The sequence below is a fragment of the Candidatus Hydrogenedentota bacterium genome (assembly GCA_019637335.1).
Classification (GTDB): domain Bacteria; phylum Hydrogenedentota; class Hydrogenedentia; order Hydrogenedentales; family JAEUWI01; genus JAEUWI01.
The window spans coordinates 184378-197791 of record JAHBVV010000008.1 but is presented as its reverse complement, the minus strand read 5'-3'; the positions used below and the strand labels follow the sequence as shown (position 1 = coordinate 197791).

25 protein-coding genes are annotated in these 13414 nt (G+C 63.3%); all 25 read right to left on the bottom strand.

Annotated features, from left to right (window positions below):
- Window positions 1-9: 9 nt before the first annotated feature.
- The gene (gene rpsM, locus KF886_11635; GenBank protein ID MBX3178007.1) at window positions 10-375 is read right to left on the bottom strand and encodes a 30S ribosomal protein S13; all 366 of its coding nucleotides are present in this window, start codon (window positions 373-375) and stop codon (window positions 10-12) included.
- A gap of 51 nt (window positions 376-426) precedes the next feature.
- Complete coding sequence (gene rpmJ, locus KF886_11630) at window positions 427-540, bottom strand: 50S ribosomal protein L36 (GenBank protein MBX3178006.1); 114 nt, start codon at window positions 538-540, stop codon at window positions 427-429.
- Between the two features lie 44 nt (window positions 541-584).
- On the bottom strand, window positions 585-1364 hold the full coding sequence (gene map / locus KF886_11625) for a type I methionyl aminopeptidase (GenBank protein ID MBX3178005.1): 780 nt from the start codon (window positions 1362-1364) through the stop codon (window positions 585-587).
- 135 nt (window positions 1365-1499) lie between these two features.
- Entirely contained in the window at window positions 1500-2828 is a 1329-nt protein-coding gene (gene secY / locus KF886_11620) for a preprotein translocase subunit SecY (protein MBX3178004.1), read from the bottom strand.
- Between the two features lie 12 nt (window positions 2829-2840).
- Entirely contained in the window at window positions 2841-3323 is a 483-nt protein-coding gene (gene rplO / locus KF886_11615) for a 50S ribosomal protein L15 (protein ID MBX3178003.1), read from the bottom strand.
- 63 nt (window positions 3324-3386) lie between these two features.
- Window positions 3387-3920: a 30S ribosomal protein S5 gene (gene rpsE, locus KF886_11610; protein ID MBX3178002.1), complete on the bottom strand. Its 534-nt coding sequence runs from the start codon at window positions 3918-3920 to the stop codon at window positions 3387-3389.
- Between the two features lie 10 nt (window positions 3921-3930).
- A complete protein-coding gene (rplR, locus tag KF886_11605; GenBank protein ID MBX3178001.1) occupies window positions 3931-4287 on the bottom strand; it encodes a 50S ribosomal protein L18 in 357 nt (118 codons plus the stop codon).
- 41 nt (window positions 4288-4328) lie between these two features.
- Window positions 4329-4868 carry a 50S ribosomal protein L6 gene (gene rplF, locus KF886_11600; GenBank protein ID MBX3178000.1) on the bottom strand — a complete coding sequence of 180 codons (540 nt, stop codon included), beginning with the start codon at window positions 4866-4868 and terminating at the stop codon, window positions 4329-4331.
- 76 nt (window positions 4869-4944) lie between these two features.
- Complete coding sequence (rpsH, locus tag KF886_11595; protein MBX3177999.1) at window positions 4945-5343, bottom strand: 30S ribosomal protein S8; 399 nt, start codon at window positions 5341-5343, stop codon at window positions 4945-4947.
- Between the two features lie 47 nt (window positions 5344-5390).
- Window positions 5391-5576, bottom strand: coding sequence for a type Z 30S ribosomal protein S14 (locus KF886_11590; protein ID MBX3177998.1), 186 nt, complete (start codon window positions 5574-5576; stop codon window positions 5391-5393).
- 23 nt (window positions 5577-5599) lie between these two features.
- Window positions 5600-6145, bottom strand: coding sequence for a 50S ribosomal protein L5 (rplE, locus tag KF886_11585; protein MBX3177997.1), 546 nt, complete (start codon window positions 6143-6145; stop codon window positions 5600-5602).
- Window positions 6146-6191: 46 nt separating this feature from the next.
- Window positions 6192-6506: a 50S ribosomal protein L24 gene (gene rplX, locus KF886_11580; GenBank protein ID MBX3177996.1), complete on the bottom strand. Its 315-nt coding sequence runs from the start codon at window positions 6504-6506 to the stop codon at window positions 6192-6194.
- A gap of 10 nt (window positions 6507-6516) precedes the next feature.
- On the bottom strand, window positions 6517-6885 hold the full coding sequence (gene rplN, locus KF886_11575; GenBank protein ID MBX3177995.1) for a 50S ribosomal protein L14: 369 nt from the start codon (window positions 6883-6885) through the stop codon (window positions 6517-6519).
- Window positions 6886-6939: 54 nt separating this feature from the next.
- Window positions 6940-7221 (bottom strand): 30S ribosomal protein S17, encoded by a 282-nt coding sequence (gene rpsQ / locus KF886_11570; GenBank protein MBX3177994.1) that lies wholly within the window; start codon window positions 7219-7221, stop codon window positions 6940-6942.
- Between the two features lie 3 nt (window positions 7222-7224).
- A complete protein-coding gene (gene rpmC, locus KF886_11565) occupies window positions 7225-7434 on the bottom strand; it encodes a 50S ribosomal protein L29 (GenBank protein MBX3177993.1) in 210 nt (69 codons plus the stop codon).
- Window positions 7435-7453: 19 nt separating this feature from the next.
- A complete protein-coding gene (gene rplP, locus KF886_11560; protein ID MBX3177992.1) occupies window positions 7454-7861 on the bottom strand; it encodes a 50S ribosomal protein L16 in 408 nt (135 codons plus the stop codon).
- A 13-nt stretch (window positions 7862-7874) separates the two neighbouring features.
- Complete coding sequence (rpsC, locus tag KF886_11555) at window positions 7875-8636, bottom strand: 30S ribosomal protein S3 (GenBank protein MBX3177991.1); 762 nt, start codon at window positions 8634-8636, stop codon at window positions 7875-7877.
- 11 nt (window positions 8637-8647) lie between these two features.
- Window positions 8648-8998 carry a 50S ribosomal protein L22 gene (gene rplV / locus KF886_11550; protein ID MBX3177990.1) on the bottom strand — a complete coding sequence of 117 codons (351 nt, stop codon included), beginning with the start codon at window positions 8996-8998 and terminating at the stop codon, window positions 8648-8650.
- 57 nt (window positions 8999-9055) lie between these two features.
- The gene (gene rpsS, locus KF886_11545; protein ID MBX3177989.1) at window positions 9056-9313 is read right to left on the bottom strand and encodes a 30S ribosomal protein S19; all 258 of its coding nucleotides are present in this window, start codon (window positions 9311-9313) and stop codon (window positions 9056-9058) included.
- 27 nt (window positions 9314-9340) lie between these two features.
- Window positions 9341-10168, bottom strand: a complete 828-nt coding sequence (gene rplB / locus KF886_11540) for a 50S ribosomal protein L2 (GenBank protein MBX3177988.1) — start codon at window positions 10166-10168, stop codon at window positions 9341-9343.
- 13 nt (window positions 10169-10181) lie between these two features.
- Window positions 10182-10478 (bottom strand): 50S ribosomal protein L23, encoded by a 297-nt coding sequence (gene rplW / locus KF886_11535; protein MBX3177987.1) that lies wholly within the window; start codon window positions 10476-10478, stop codon window positions 10182-10184.
- Complete coding sequence (gene rplD, locus KF886_11530) at window positions 10475-11101, bottom strand: 50S ribosomal protein L4 (protein ID MBX3177986.1); 627 nt, start codon at window positions 11099-11101, stop codon at window positions 10475-10477. Before rplD ends, rplW begins: the two co-directional genes overlap by 4 nt.
- Window positions 11102-11103: 2 nt before the next feature.
- The gene (gene rplC, locus KF886_11525) at window positions 11104-11739 is read right to left on the bottom strand and encodes a 50S ribosomal protein L3 (GenBank protein MBX3177985.1); all 636 of its coding nucleotides are present in this window, start codon (window positions 11737-11739) and stop codon (window positions 11104-11106) included.
- A gap of 64 nt (window positions 11740-11803) precedes the next feature.
- Window positions 11804-12115, bottom strand: a complete 312-nt coding sequence (gene rpsJ / locus KF886_11520; GenBank protein MBX3177984.1) for a 30S ribosomal protein S10 — start codon at window positions 12113-12115, stop codon at window positions 11804-11806.
- Window positions 12116-12207: 92 nt separating this feature from the next.
- Entirely contained in the window at window positions 12208-13398 is a 1191-nt protein-coding gene (tuf, locus tag KF886_11515) for an elongation factor Tu (GenBank protein ID MBX3177983.1), read from the bottom strand.
- Window positions 13399-13414 lie beyond the last annotated feature (16 nt).

Genomic DNA, 13414 nt, shown 5'->3' with positions numbered 1-13414 from the left:
GTCCGGTCGTTATTTCTTCTTGATCGCGATGCGGCGCGGGCCCTTCCGGGTGCGCGCGTTCGTGCTCGTGCGCTGCCCCCGAACGGGAAGCCCGCGTTTGTGGCGCTGGCCGCGGTAGCAGTTGATCTCCATCAGCCGCTTCACGTTCGCCGACACTTCACGCCGGAGATCGCCCTCCACCTTGTAGATCGTCTGGATCGTCGACGAAAGCAGGTTCGCCTCTTCATCCGTCAGGTCGCGCACGCGCGTGTCGGGGTTAATGCCGGTCTTCTCCAGTAGCTGCCTGGCGCGGGTCAGCCCGATCCCGTAGATCGACTGCAATCCGGCTTCCACCCGCTTTTCGCGCGGGAGGTCTACACCTACAACTCGAGCCATGTCCTTGATTCTCCTAGCCGGCGCCGCACGCGTTGGCGCGCCGAAGATACCCTATCCCTGTCGCTGCTTGTGCTTGGGGTTCTCGCAAATCACCCGGACGCGGCCGTGCCGGCGGATAATCTTGCATTTCTCGCAAATCTTCTTGACTGAACTGCGCACTTTCATCTTCGCTACTCCTACGGAATGCGTGCAAAACCCGGGTACCGGCGCTACGATGCCTTCAGCCGGCCCCAGATGTTGATCTTCGATCCTGACAATATCTCTCCACCGTCTTCCCGGACCACCACGCTGTGCTCGAAATGAGCGCTTGGCCTGCCGTCCGCCGTTACCGCCGTCCAGCCGTCCTTCAAGACCTTCACCTTCTCCGTACCCATGTTCACCATCGGCTCTATCGCGAGCACCATGCCGGCCTTCAGCCGCGGGCCGCGGCTCCCCGTGTCGAAATTCGGGACTTGCGGCTCCTCGTGCATCGCCGTGCCAATGCCGTGGCCCACGAAGTCCCGGACGATGCCGTACTTCATCGGCTTGCAGACCGCCTCCACCGCGCGGCCTATATCGCACAGGTAATTCCCGGCCGCCGCCGCCTCGATCGCGCGCGCCAGGGCGCTGTCCGTCGTCTCCAGCAGCTTACGCCGCGCCGAGTCAATCTGGCCACAGGGCCACGAAACCGCGGCGTCGCCAAAGTAGCCTTTGAACTGAACGCCAACGTCAATACTGACAATTTCACCATCCCGGAGAACCCGGTCGCCCGGTATCCCGTGAACGATAACCTCGTCCACCGATATGCACGTCGATGCGGGGTAACCGTGGTATCCCTTGAACGCGGGCTTACCGCCGGCCTCCAGGATGATTTCCTCCGCAACCGCGTCGAGCTCGCCGGTGGTCACTCCGGGCCGGATCAGCTCGTGGAGGGTGTCGTGCACCCGCGCCACAATCTGATTGGCCTCCCGCAGGAGGTCGATTTCTCGTTCACTGCGGACCGATATCATAACTCACCCGAACGCCGCTGGCGCTGTTCTCGTCAAATACGCTACCGGCGCTCGTTCCGGCGAAACCGGCGTATTGTATACTATTGCAACTGTTAAAGTCTTGTTCCCTTCCGATGCGGTTCGCGCAAGATTCGCTCAGCCGCGCCGCGAACGTATCCGCCCGCCGCCGGAGCCGCTGGAAAATCCATCGTAATGGCGCATCGTCAGGTGCTGCTCGATCTGCTTGATCGTGTCCAGCGCCACGCCCACCAGGATCAGGAGGCTCGTCCCGCCGAAAAACTGCACGATCATCCAATCCGGAACTTCCAGCACCACGTACACCACCGCCGGCAACAGCGCCACCACCGTCAGGAACAACGACCCAACCAGGGTAATCCGCGTCATCACCTTGTTGAGATAGTCCGCCGTCGCCTTGCCCGGACGCACGCCAACAATGACGCCACCATACTTCTTCATATTATCCGCAAGCTCAACCGGGTTGAACGTGATTGCGGTGTAGAAGAAGGAGAAGAACACAATCATAATCGCGTACAGGATATTGTGCACCAGATACTGAGGATCCGCGATGTTGTTCACAATGCTCCGCACCGTGACGTTCGTGATGCCCGCGCCCACCATGCTCGGAAGCATCAGCAGCGAGCTGGCGAAAATGATCGGGATAACGCCCGCCTGGTTGACGCGCAGCGGAAGGTACGAACGCTGCCCGCCCATCACCCGGCGGCCCTTGACCTGGCGCGGATACTGAACCGGAATGCGGCGCTGGCCCGTCGTCACCAGGATCGCGCCCATCACGACAACCACCATCAGGAACACCAGGATGATGCCGGTGAAAATGCTGACCTGCTGGTTGCCTATCAAACGGATCAGGTTCACGATGGCCGCGGGCATCGACGCGATGATGCTCGTGAAAATGACCAGCGAAATCCCGTTCCCGATGCCATGCTCGCTGATCTGCTCGCCAAGCCACATGATGAACGCCGTGCCCGTCGTAAATGTAATGACGCACATCAGCAAAAACGGTATCCCGGGCCGGGGCACGATCTCCGAACCCAGGCTCTGGAGGTACATCCCGATCGCCACGCTCTGCACCAGACAAAGGCCTATCGTGCCGTAGCGGGTGTACTCCGTAATCTTCTTCTGGCCTTCCTGGCCGCTCTTCTGGAGCGCCTCAAGCGCCGGAATGACCGGGATCAGCAGCGACAGAATAATCGAAGCCGTGATGTACGGCATGATGCCGAGCGCGAACACCGTCGCATTCGAAAACGCCTGGCCGGTGAACATGTCGTAAAAGCCCAGCAGGCCGCCGCCGCCGATCTGCTCGGCAAGCGCGGCGCCATTCACCCCCGGCGCGGGGACGTGGCAGCCCAGGCGGTAGACCGCGAGCATCGTCAGCGTAAAGAGAATGCGCTGCTTCAACTCGGGGATCTTGAAGGCGTTTTTGAATGCTTCGATTGGCTCGGACACCCGCTGAACTCCTTACTCGGCCGCGGCCGCTTCCGCGGCGGGGGCCTTCGCGGCGACGATCTCGACCGTCCCGCCGGCGGCTTCGATCTTCTGCTGGGCGGAGGGCGATATCGCCTGCACCTTCAGCACGAGCTTCTTGGTCGCTTCACCCCGGCCAAGCACCTTGATGCCGCCGCGGCTGGACTTCGCCAGCCCCGCCGACACAATCGCCTCGGCCGTAACTTCCGCGCCCGCCTCGAAAGCACCGTCGATCACGTCAATATTGATGATCGTCAACGGCGAGCGGGACGCGTGCTTGAAGCCGCGCTTCGGAAGGCGCCGGTGCAGCGGCATCTGGCCGCCTTCAAATCCAAAGTGGCGCGCATAGCCCGCGCGGGCCTTCTGGCCCTTGTGGCCCTTGCCCGCCGTCTTGCCGTTGCCGGATCCCGGCCCGCGGCCGACTCGCTTGCGCTTCTTCTTGGCGCCGGCATCGTTCTTAAGGGTATGCAGTTCCATGTCGTTATGGCTTTCTTCCGTCGGGAGCCGGCCCGTTGCCGGGTAACAGCCCGCTGGTGGCAATTAAAGAATCTCGGCCACTTCGCGACCGCGCATCGCCGCGATCTGCTCGGCGGTCTTAAGGGTCTTCAGGCCCTCAAGCGTCGCCCAGACCACATTCGTCGCGTTATTCGAACCGAGCGACTTCGTCAGGATGTTCTGGTAACCCGCCGCTTCCACAACCGCGCGCACCGGGCCGCCGGCCACAATCCCCGTGCCCAGGGAGGCCGGCTTCAACATCACCGCCGCCGCGTCCGATTCGCCAAGCGTCTCGTGCGGTACAGTCGTGTTCACGATCGGGACCCGGATCATGTCCTTGCGCGCGCGCTCGATCGCCTTCCGGATCGCGTTGGGCACTTCCGTCGCCTTACCCATGGCGGCGCCCACGCGGCCCTTGCCGTCACCGACGACCACAATCGCGCTGAAGCTGAAGCGGCGCCCGCCCTTCACCACCTTCGCAACGCGGTAAATCTTGACCACGTGCTCGATGAATTCCGAATCTTTTTCCTGGGGTTCGCGACTGCGCTTTTCCCGTTTGTTGCCACGATCAGTACTCAAGAGAATGCTCCTAGAATTGAAGGCCCGTTTCGCGCGCTGCGTCGGCCAGCGCCTTTACTCGGCCGTGATAGAGGCGTCCGCCCCGGTCAAAACAGACTTTTGCGATATTCTTCTCCATGGCCTGCTGCGCCAGGGACTTCCCAACCTGCTTCGCGGCCTCGATGTTGCCCCCCGCAATCTTCAGCGCCACCGAGGAGGCCGCCGCCAGCGTCGTGCCACTCGTATCGTCAATGATCTGTGCGTAAATGTGCTTCGTCGAGCGGGTCACCCGCAGCCGGGGCTGCTCGGGCGTGCCCGAAAGCCGCAGGCGGATGCGGCGCTTCCGCCGTTCCAGCATCACTTTCGTTACCGTCGTCTTCTTGGCCATGGTGTCTCTTTCATAATCCGCGGCGCGCGCGGTATCTCATGTTACTTGGAGCCGGACTTGCCAACTTTGCGGCGTACGCGCTCGTCCTGGTAGCGAATGCCCTTGCCCTTGTACGGCTCAGGCTTCCGGAACGCGCGCACGTTCGCCGCGACCTGGCCCACCTGCTGCTTGTCGATCCCGCTGATCCGGATCGTCTGCTGGCCGTCCACCGCAAACGTGACGCCCTGCGGGGCCTCCACCGCGATCGGGTGGCTGTAGCCAAGCAGCAAGTTCAGCGACGAGCCCTGGAGCGACGCGCGGTAGCCCACGCCCTCGATCACAAGCACCCGCTCGTAGCCCTGCGATACGCCAACCACCATGTTGTTGATCAGCGCCCGCGTAAGGCCCTGGAACGCGCGGTCCTGCGCTTCCTCGGTCGGGCGTGTCACCACGATCTCGCCGCCGTTTATCTCGATGCCGATCTGGGGCTGGAAGGTCTGCTCCAGCTTGCCCTTCGGGCCCGATACCGCCAGCGTGCTCCCGCGGAGCTCACACGTTACGCCATCGGGGATGGGCACGGGAAGATTTCCTACTCGTGACACGACCTGCTATCCTTTCACCTGCCGCCGGGGCGGCTTGTTTACTTCACTTCTATCGGGCGGGCGGAGCGGCGCGGCCTTACCAGACCTCGCACAGCACCTCGCCGCCAACCTTTGCGATCCGCGCCTGCTTGCCCGTCATCACGCCCTGCGACGTGCTCAGGATCGAAATCCCAAGCCCGCTGCACACCGGCTTGATGTCCTGGCTCCCCACGTACACGCGAAGGCTCGGCTTGCTGACCCGCTTGAGGCCCTGCACCACAGAGCGCCGGTCGCGCGCATACTTCAGGTGGATGCGGATGGAACCGGGAGCGGGCTGCTCGACCACCGTGTAGTCGCTGATATAGCCCTCCTCCTTCATCACGCGGCAAATCTCCACCTTCAACCGGGAGGCCGGCACATCGACCGTGGCCTGGCGCGCCTGCACGGCATTGCGCACGCGCGTAAGCAGATCGGCAATCGGATCACTCATTGACATGGGGCATTCATTCCTTATTCAACCGCGCGCCGGGGCGAGGCCGTTTCTTACCAACTGGATTTCGTCACACCCGGCAGCTTGCCCTCGAGGGCCAGCGTCCGGAAGCAGATGCGGCAGATCTGGTACTTGCGAATGAAGGCCTTCGGCCGGCCGCACGCCCGGCACCGGTTGTACGCCCGCACCTTGAATTTCGGGGGGCGCTTGCACTTCGCTATCATCGATTTCTTGGCCACAATTCTCTCCTGCAGCGGCGCCGCTAGTTGGCAAAGGGCATGCCGAGTTTACGCAGCAGTTCCCGGCTCGAATCCGCCGTATTGCTGTTCTTCACCACAAAGGTTATGTTCATCCCGCGGGGGCGGTCCACCTTATCCTGGTCCACTTCCGGGAATATCGTCAGCTCCTTGATGCCCAGCGTGTAGTTGCCGAACTTGTCAAAGGCCTTCGGCGATACGCCGCGGAAGTCGCGGACACGGGGCATGGCCACGTTGAAAAGCCGGTCCATGAACTCGTACATCCGCTCGCCGCGAAGCGTGACCATGCACGCGATCTTCACGCCCTCGCGAAGCTTGAAGTTCGAGATCGACTTCCGCGCCGCCCGGACGCTCGGGCACTGGCCCGTGATCAGCGCCAGCTGCTCCGCCGCCGTCTCAAGAAGCCGCGCGTCGCCGATCGCCTCGCCCACGCCCATGTTCACCACCACCTTTTCAATTTCCGGGACCTGCATCACGTTCTTGATCTCGAACTCCTTCTGGAGTTCCCCGCGTATGCTGTCTTTATATCGTTGCTTGAGTGCTGAAGGCATCGTATGCCGCTCCTGAATTCTCGTTACCGCGCCGCGCGCCGGGTGATTAGTCGTCCAGGGTCTCGCCCGTGGCCTTCCACGTGCGGACCCGGCGGCCGTCTTCCAGGGTCTTCATGACAATCGGGGACGGCCCGTTGATCGCCTCGCACCACGGCATCACGTTCGAGATGTGAATCGGGGCTTCGCGCTCCACGATCCCGCCGGACTGGCTCCGGGAACTCGCCCGGGTGTGGCGCTTCATCATGTTCAGGCCCTCGACGAGCACGCGATCCTTGCTCCGCTGCACTTCGAGCACGCGCCCCCGCTGGCCCGCGCTCTCGCCGCGGATAACCAGAACGGTATCGTTCTTCCGAATGTTCATTGCTTGTTTCCTATACCACTTCGGGGGCCAGGGACAGAATCCGCATGAAGCCGCGCTCGCGCAACTCGCGCGGAACCGGCCCGAAGATGCGCGTGCCCCGGGGCTCTTTGTTCGCGTTAATAAGCACCGCCGCGTTACTATCGAAGCGGATCGTCGTCCCGTCCGGGCGCTGCGTGTCCTGGCGTATACGCACCACCACCGCCTTCACGACGTCGCCCTTCTTGATGTTGGAGTTGGGAAGCGCCTCGCGCACGCTCGCGGTGATGATATCGCCCAGCCCGGCGTAGCGCCGCTTGGAACCGCCCATCACCTGGATGACGCGGAGCTGCCGCGCGCCGGAATTATCGGCAACTTTCAATCGCGAATATATCTGAATCATGCTCTCGAACCTTTATCGTCATCGGAACCGTGCCACCGCGCCACCCGACGGAAATCAGTCGGCGCGCTTCACCACTTCCACCAGCCGCCAGCACTTCGTCTTGCTCAGCGGGCGGGTCTCCTTGATACGGACCAGGTCGCCGACGTTGCAGGTGTTCTCTTCGTCGTGGGCCTTGTACTTCTTCGTCGACTTCATCGCCTTCTTGTAGAGCGGGTGGTACTTCACGCCCTCCACCGATACGGTGATGGTCTTGTCCATCGCGGTGCTCGTAACGAATCCGACGCGCTCCTTGCGGCGTCCGCGTCCACTATCCACGGCCTGGGGCTCTACGCTCATCGTTTACTTCCCGCCTTTCGATTCGGCAATTTCGCGCTCTCTGAGAATCGTCTTGATCCGCGCTATGTCGCGCCGCGCGGACCGGGCCGCGCGCGTATTCTCCACGGCGCCGGTCGCCAGCTGCATACGGAAGCTGCTCACGTCGTTCTCGCGCTCGCGGATGTACTTCAACAACGTCTCGTTGTCCTTGTCTCTAAGTTCGATCGCTTTCACAGTCTGTCTCCTTGCCGGCCTAGCCGCGCGCCACGAACTTCGTCTTGATCGGCAGCTTGTAGCCGGCGCGGCTGATCGCCTCGCGGGCCAGCTCCTCGGAAACGCCCTCGATCTCAAACATGATCCGGCCCGGCTTCACCACCGCCACCCACGCTTCCGGCGCGCCCTTACCCTTACCCATGCGGACTTCCGCAGGCTTCTTGGTAATCGGCTTATCCGGGAACACCCGGATGAACACCTTGCCGCCGCGCTTGATGTGGCGCGTGATCGCGATACGGGCCGCCTCGATCTGCCGGGCGGTAATCCAGCCGTCCTGCAACGCCTTCAGCCCGAATTCGCCGAAATCTATATTCGAACCGCCCTTCGCCGCGCCCGTACGCCGGCCGCGCTGCTGTTTGCGGTGCTTTACTCGCTTTGGCATCAACATGATTCATGCACTCCTAGTCGTTGTCGCGGCCGCGCGAACCGCCGCCGGAGCGGCCGCCCCGATCGCCGCCGCCGCGCCGCCCGCCCTGGGGCTGGCCCGCCGGCTGCGCGCCCGAGCGCTCGCCGCCGATCGTCGTCACCCGCTCGCCGGGAAGCATGTCGCCATGGTAGATCCACGCCTTCACGCCGATGCATCCGTAGGTCGTGTGCGCCGTCGCCACGCCGTAGTCGATGTTCGCCCGCAGCGTGTGCAGCGGCACGCTGCCTTCCGCCGTGTTCTCCGAGCGCGCAATTTCCGCGCCGTTCAGGCGGCCGGCCACCCGAAGGCGGATGCCCTTCGCGCCCAGGCGCATCGTGTTCTGCACCGCCTTCTTCATCACCCGCCGGAACGACATGCGCCGCTCGAGCTGCTGCGCGATGCTCTCCGCAACCAGCGTAGCGCAAAGTTCGGGGCTGAGAACCTCGTGGATGTTGATCATCATCTCGTGGCCCGTCAGCTGCTCCAGCTCGTACCGGAGCTTATCCACTTCCGCGCCGCGCTGCCCGATCACCAGGCCCGGGCGCGCCGTGTAGATGTGTATCTTCGTCTTACGGCCCGCGCGCTCAAGATCGATCTTGGCCACGCCCGTGTGGTAGAGGCGCTTCTTGACGTAGGCGCGCAGCTTCAGATCTTCGTGAAGCAGGTCGGCGTAGTTCTTGTTCGTCGCGAACCACAGCGAAGACCAGTTCTGGATGACGCCCAGGCGAAATCCGTTTGGATGTACCTTCTGACCCACAATATGCTCCTCTACTCGTTCGCTATCCGGATTTCCACGTGGCTGCTGCGCTTCCGAATCCGGGCGGCGCGTCCGCGGGGCGCGGGCTGGTACCGTTGCAGCGTGCGGCCTTCGTTTACCACAATATGTTCAACAACCATCTCGTCCGTGTCCACGTCGTCGTGCGTCTCGCGCGCCGCGTAGTCCGCGTTGGCCACCGCCGAATCGAGCAGTTTCAACAGCGGTTTCGCCGCGCCCTTCACCGTGAAGCGAAGGATATCGCGCGCGTCGGACACCTTCTGGCCGCGGACCAGGTCCGCCACCAGGCGCACCTTACGCGCGGAAATCTGTAAGTTCATGACCTTGGCTGTCGCTACTGCCATCGTTTATCTCCCGCGTTCCCCGCCTGCGGGGAACCGCGCCTAATCACTTTCGATCCGTTATTTCTTGTGTCCGCGGAACGTCCGGGTCGGGGCAAACTCGCCCAGCTTGTGACCCACCATATTCTCCGTTATAAACACCGGCAGGTGGGTCTTGCCGTTGTGCACCGCTATCGTGAGGCCGACCATGTCGGGAATGACCGTGGAGCGGCGCGACCAGGTCTTGATGACCTTCCGGTCGCCCGTGCGCTGCTGTGCGTCAACTTTATTGAGCAGGTGCTCGTCGGCGAAGAAGCCTTTCTTGACTGAACGCGACACAATAATTCTCCTTTAGACCAGCCTGTATCAGGCGTTGCGGCGCCTGATGATAAACTTGTTCGAGCGGTTCTTCTTCTTGCGGGTCTTGAAGCCCTTCGTCGGCATGCCCCACGGGCTCACCGGGTGCCGGCCGCCGGACGTGCGGCCCTCGCCGCCGCCGTGCGGGTGATCCACCGGGTTCATCGCCACGCCGCGAACCTTCGGGCGCCGGCCAAGCCAGCGCTTGCGACCGGCCTTGCCCAGGTTGATATTCGAATGCTCTTCGTTGCCGACCTCGCCGATCGTCGCCCGGCAGTTGCTCTGCACGCGCCGCATCTCGCCCGAGGGAAGCCGCAGCACCACGTGCTTGCCTTCCTTCGCCAGCAGCTGGCAGCCGTTGCCCGCCGATCGCGCGATCTGCCCGCCCCGGCCCGGGACCAATTCAACATTGTGCACGTTCGTGCCCAGCGGCATGTTGCTGAGCGTCATGCAGTTGCCCAGCTCAAACTCCACCTTCTCGCCGCTCATCACCTGCGCGCCCACCTGGAGGCCCTTCGGGGCGACCATGTAGCGCTTCTCGCCGTCCGCGTACACCAGCAGCGCGATATGCGCGCTCCGGTTCGGATCGTATTCGATCGTCGCGACGCGCGCCGGGATGCCGTCCTTGTCGCGGCGGTAGTCGATTACGCGGTACAGGCGCTTGTGCCCGCCGCCGCGCCGGCGCATCGTGATGCGGCCGTTGTTGTTGCGGCCGCCGCTGCGCGGATTCGGCTCGGTGAGCTTCTTCTCCGGCTTCGACACGGTCAACACGGAGTAATCCGCGACGGTCATCTCCCGCCGCGAGGGGGTATAGGGCTTAAATCGCTTCAGAGGCATACCGGATACTCCGTCAGATCAGTTCGATTTTGTCGCCATCCCGAAGGGTGACGATGGCTTTTTTCCACTTGGCGCGGCGCCCGACCTTCCGGGAGCCCAACTGGCGCTTCACTTTGCCGTCGTAGTTCATGGTGTTGACGCGCACCACCTTGACTTCCGGAAAGATCGCCTCGATCGCCTCGCGAATCTGGTTCTTGTTGGCCGCGGGGGCCACCGCAAACGTGTACTGCGCGCCCTTCACCGTCTGAATCTGCGATTCCTCGGTGATGATCGGCCGCTTGACTATCTGGTACGGGGAAAGTTGGCTCATGACAGCCGCTCCTCAAGTTTCGCCAGCGCCTCCTCCTGCACCACCACGCGAACCGCCGCCAGCACATCCAGGGTATTCACTTCCTCCGCGGTGCGCACGGTCACCCGTTCGATGTTCCGCGAGGACAGAAGAATATTCTCGTCGTAGCCCGCCGTGACCAGCAGCGTCTTGCGGCCTTCGCGCGACACCTTGTCAAGCATCTCGGCGACCGGCTTGGTCTTGATGCCTTCAAGCTGCAAGCCCTGGATCACACTCAGCCGTTCGCGGCGGAAGCGATCGCTCAACACGCAGCAGAGCGCCTGGCGGCGGACCTTCTTGGTCACGTTCTGCCGGTAGCTCCGAGGCACCGGACCGTGGACCGTGCCGCCGCCGCGCATCTGCGGCTCGCGCGTCGAACCCTGGCGCGCCCGGCCCGTCCCCTTCTGGCGGAACGGCTTCGCGCCGCCGCCGCTTACTTCGCGGCGGGTCTTGGTCTTGTGCGTGCCCTGGCGCTGCGCGTTGCGAAGCGCGAGGACCACCTCATGGACCATCGCCGCGTTCTCTTCGACATTGAAGATGGCGTCGCTGGCTTCAACACCGCCCTGTTCTTCGCCGTTCATATTGACTAGTTTCAAGGTTGCCATGGTTACTTGGCTCCCTTCACGCTGCGTTGCAGGACGACTACCCCGCCGTTCGCGCCCGGAACCGCCCCGCGGAGCAGCAGCAGGTTCTTTTCGGCGTCGACGTCCACGATTTCTATGTTCTGGGTCGTGCGGTTGTTGTTACCCATCCGGCCCGGAAGGCGCTTGCCCTTGTAGACCTTGGACGGATCCGCACTCTGGCCGATCGAGCCGGGCGCGCGGTGGAAGTGCGAGCCGTGCGCGCCGGGGCCGCCGCCCATGCCGTGCCGCTTGATTACGCCGGCAAAGCCCTTGCCCTTGCTCGTGCCCGACACGTCCACGCGATCGCCCGCCTTGAATATGTCGTTGCGGATCTCGTCGCCGACGTTCAGCTCGGCGTCCGCCTGCACGCGAAACTCGCGGAGGACCTGCTTCGGGGCCTGGCCCGCCTTCTTGAAATGGCCGAGCTGCGGCTTGTTCAGCCGGGATTCCCGGGCCTCGCCAAAGCCGACCTGTATCGCGTCGTAGCCATCGGAATCCTGGGTCTTCTTCTGGATGACCGTGCAGGGGCCCGCCTCGACGAGGGTCACGTGTATCCAGCGCCCGTCTTCGGTGAACACCCGGGTCATGCCCAGCTTTCGCCCTAACAGTCCATTTACCATGTTCTTGGTAATCCTTACACCGCCCTGCGAACCAGCGCGCAGGCGCGCATTCGTTCGCTCTGGGCTATTGCTTGATTTCCACGTCCACGCCGGCCGGCAGCACCAGTTTCATCAGCGCGTCCACGGTGGAGGCCGTGGGGTTCACGATGTCCATCAAGCGCTTGTGCGTCCGGCTTTCGAACTGCTCGCGGGACTTCTTGTCGATGTGCGGTCCCCGCAGCACGGTGTACTTGGTCGTGTTCGTCGGCAGCGGGATCGGGCCGTGAACGCCGGCGCCCGTGCGCTGGGCGGCCGCGACGATCTCCTGCGCGGACTGGTCCAGCAGGCGGTGGTCGTAGGCCCGCAATTTGATTCGTATCTTGTGGCTCGCAGCCATTGACTGTCTCCAAGCTAACGCCGAAGCGGTGGCGCCTTAGTTCCAATCTCATGCGGGCCCCCGCCTCTCGGGGAGGCGGGGGCGCACGGTACTTACTCGATAATCTTGGTCACCACGCCGGCGCCGACCGTGCGGCCGCCTTCGCGGATGGCGAAGCGGAGCTCTTCGGTCATGGCGATGGGCGCGATAAGCTCGGCCGAAATCGTCACGTTGTCGCCCGGCATCACCATCTCCACACCCTCCGGAAGCTCCAGCTTCCCGGTCACGTCCGTCGTGCGGAAGTAGAACTGCGGGCGGTAGCCCGTGAAGAACGGCGTGTGGCGGCCGCCTTCCTCCTTCGTCAGCACGTAGACCTCGCCCTCAAACTTCGTGTGCGGCGTGATCGAGCCCGGCTTCGCAACAACCTGGCCGCGCTCGATGTCCTCGCGGTCGATCCCGCGAAGCAGCAGGCCCACGTTGTCGCCCGCCTGGCCTTCGTCCATCAGCTTGCGGAACATTTCCACGCCGGTGACCGTCGTGTCCTTCTTATCCTTGATGCCCAGGATCTCCACCTTGTCGCCCACGTGGATGACGCCCTGGTCGATCTTGCCGGTTGCGACCGTGCCGCGGCCCGTGATCGTGAACACGTCTTCAATGGCCATCAGGAAGGGCTTGTCCAGGTCGCGGACCGGGGTCGGGATGTATTCATCGACCGCGCGCATCAACTCGAGGATCTTGTTCGCGCCGATCTCGTCGTCGCGGTCTTCCATCGCGGCCAGCGCCGAACCCATGATGATGGGCAGGTCGTCGCCCGGGAATTCGTACTTCGAGAGCAGCTCGCGCAGCTCCATCTCCACCAGCTCCAGCAGCTCGGGATCGTCGACCATGTCCACCTTGTTCATGAACACCACGATCGCGGGCACGTTCACCTGGCGCGCCAGCAGGATGTGCTCGCGCGTCTGGGACATGGGGCCGTCGTTCGCGGCGACCACGAGGATGGCGCCGTCCATCTGGGCCGCGCCCGTGATCATGTTCTTGACGTAGTCGGCGTGGCCGGGGCAGTCCACGTGCGCATAGTGGCGGTTCTCGGTCTGGTATTCGACGTGCGCGATGGAGATCGTGATGCCGCGCTCCTTTTCCTCGGGCGCCTTGTCGATGTCCGCAAAGTTCATGGCCGTCGCGCCGCCGGTCTTCGCCAGCACCTTCGTGATCGCGCTCGTGAGGGTCGTCTTGCCGTGGTCAACGTGACCGATCGTACCCACGTTCACGTGTGGCTTGGTACGTTCGAATTTTGCCTTGGCCATGGTCTTCTTTCTCCTT

What these genes read in the sequence shown, in the direction of transcription:
- rpsJ (MBX3177984.1), bottom strand. Translation starts at nt 12,115, where the DNA reads ATGGCTGCGAGCCACAAGATACGAATCAAATTGCGGGCCTACGACCAC.
- map (MBX3178005.1), bottom strand. Translation starts at nt 1,364, where the DNA reads ATGATATCGGTCCGCAGTGAACGAGAAATCGACCTCCTGCGGGAGGCC.
- rplW (MBX3177987.1), bottom strand. Translation starts at nt 10,478, where the DNA reads ATGAGCCAACTTTCCCCGTACCAGATAGTCAAGCGGCCGATCATCACC.
- tuf (MBX3177983.1), bottom strand. Translation starts at nt 13,398, where the DNA reads ATGGCCAAGGCAAAATTCGAACGTACCAAGCCACACGTGAACGTGGGT.
- rplN (MBX3177995.1), bottom strand. Translation starts at nt 6,885, where the DNA reads ATGATTCAGATATATTCGCGATTGAAAGTTGCCGATAATTCCGGCGCG.
- rplV (MBX3177990.1), bottom strand. Translation starts at nt 8,998, where the DNA reads ATGGCAGTAGCGACAGCCAAGGTCATGAACTTACAGATTTCCGCGCGT.
- rplO (MBX3178003.1), bottom strand. Translation starts at nt 3,323, where the DNA reads ATGGAACTGCATACCCTTAAGAACGATGCCGGCGCCAAGAAGAAGCGC.
- rplC (MBX3177985.1), bottom strand. Translation starts at nt 11,739, where the DNA reads ATGGTAAATGGACTGTTAGGGCGAAAGCTGGGCATGACCCGGGTGTTC.
- rpsQ (MBX3177994.1), bottom strand. Translation starts at nt 7,221, where the DNA reads ATGAGCGTAGAGCCCCAGGCCGTGGATAGTGGACGCGGACGCCGCAAG.
- rplX (MBX3177996.1), bottom strand. Translation starts at nt 6,506, where the DNA reads ATGAACATTCGGAAGAACGATACCGTTCTGGTTATCCGCGGCGAGAGC.
- rplD (MBX3177986.1), bottom strand. Translation starts at nt 11,101, where the DNA reads ATGGCAACCTTGAAACTAGTCAATATGAACGGCGAAGAACAGGGCGGT.
- rpsM (MBX3178007.1), bottom strand. Translation starts at nt 375, where the DNA reads ATGGCTCGAGTTGTAGGTGTAGACCTCCCGCGCGAAAAGCGGGTGGAA.
- rplR (MBX3178001.1), bottom strand. Translation starts at nt 4,287, where the DNA reads ATGGCCAAGAAGACGACGGTAACGAAAGTGATGCTGGAACGGCGGAAG.
- rpsH (MBX3177999.1), bottom strand. Translation starts at nt 5,343, where the DNA reads ATGTCAATGAGTGATCCGATTGCCGATCTGCTTACGCGCGTGCGCAAT.
- rplP (MBX3177992.1), bottom strand. Translation starts at nt 7,861, where the DNA reads ATGTTGATGCCAAAGCGAGTAAAGCACCGCAAACAGCAGCGCGGCCGG.
- rplE (MBX3177997.1), bottom strand. Translation starts at nt 6,145, where the DNA reads ATGCCTTCAGCACTCAAGCAACGATATAAAGACAGCATACGCGGGGAA.
- rplB (MBX3177988.1), bottom strand. Translation starts at nt 10,168, where the DNA reads ATGCCTCTGAAGCGATTTAAGCCCTATACCCCCTCGCGGCGGGAGATG.
- rpmJ (MBX3178006.1), bottom strand. Translation starts at nt 540, where the DNA reads ATGAAAGTGCGCAGTTCAGTCAAGAAGATTTGCGAGAAATGCAAGATT.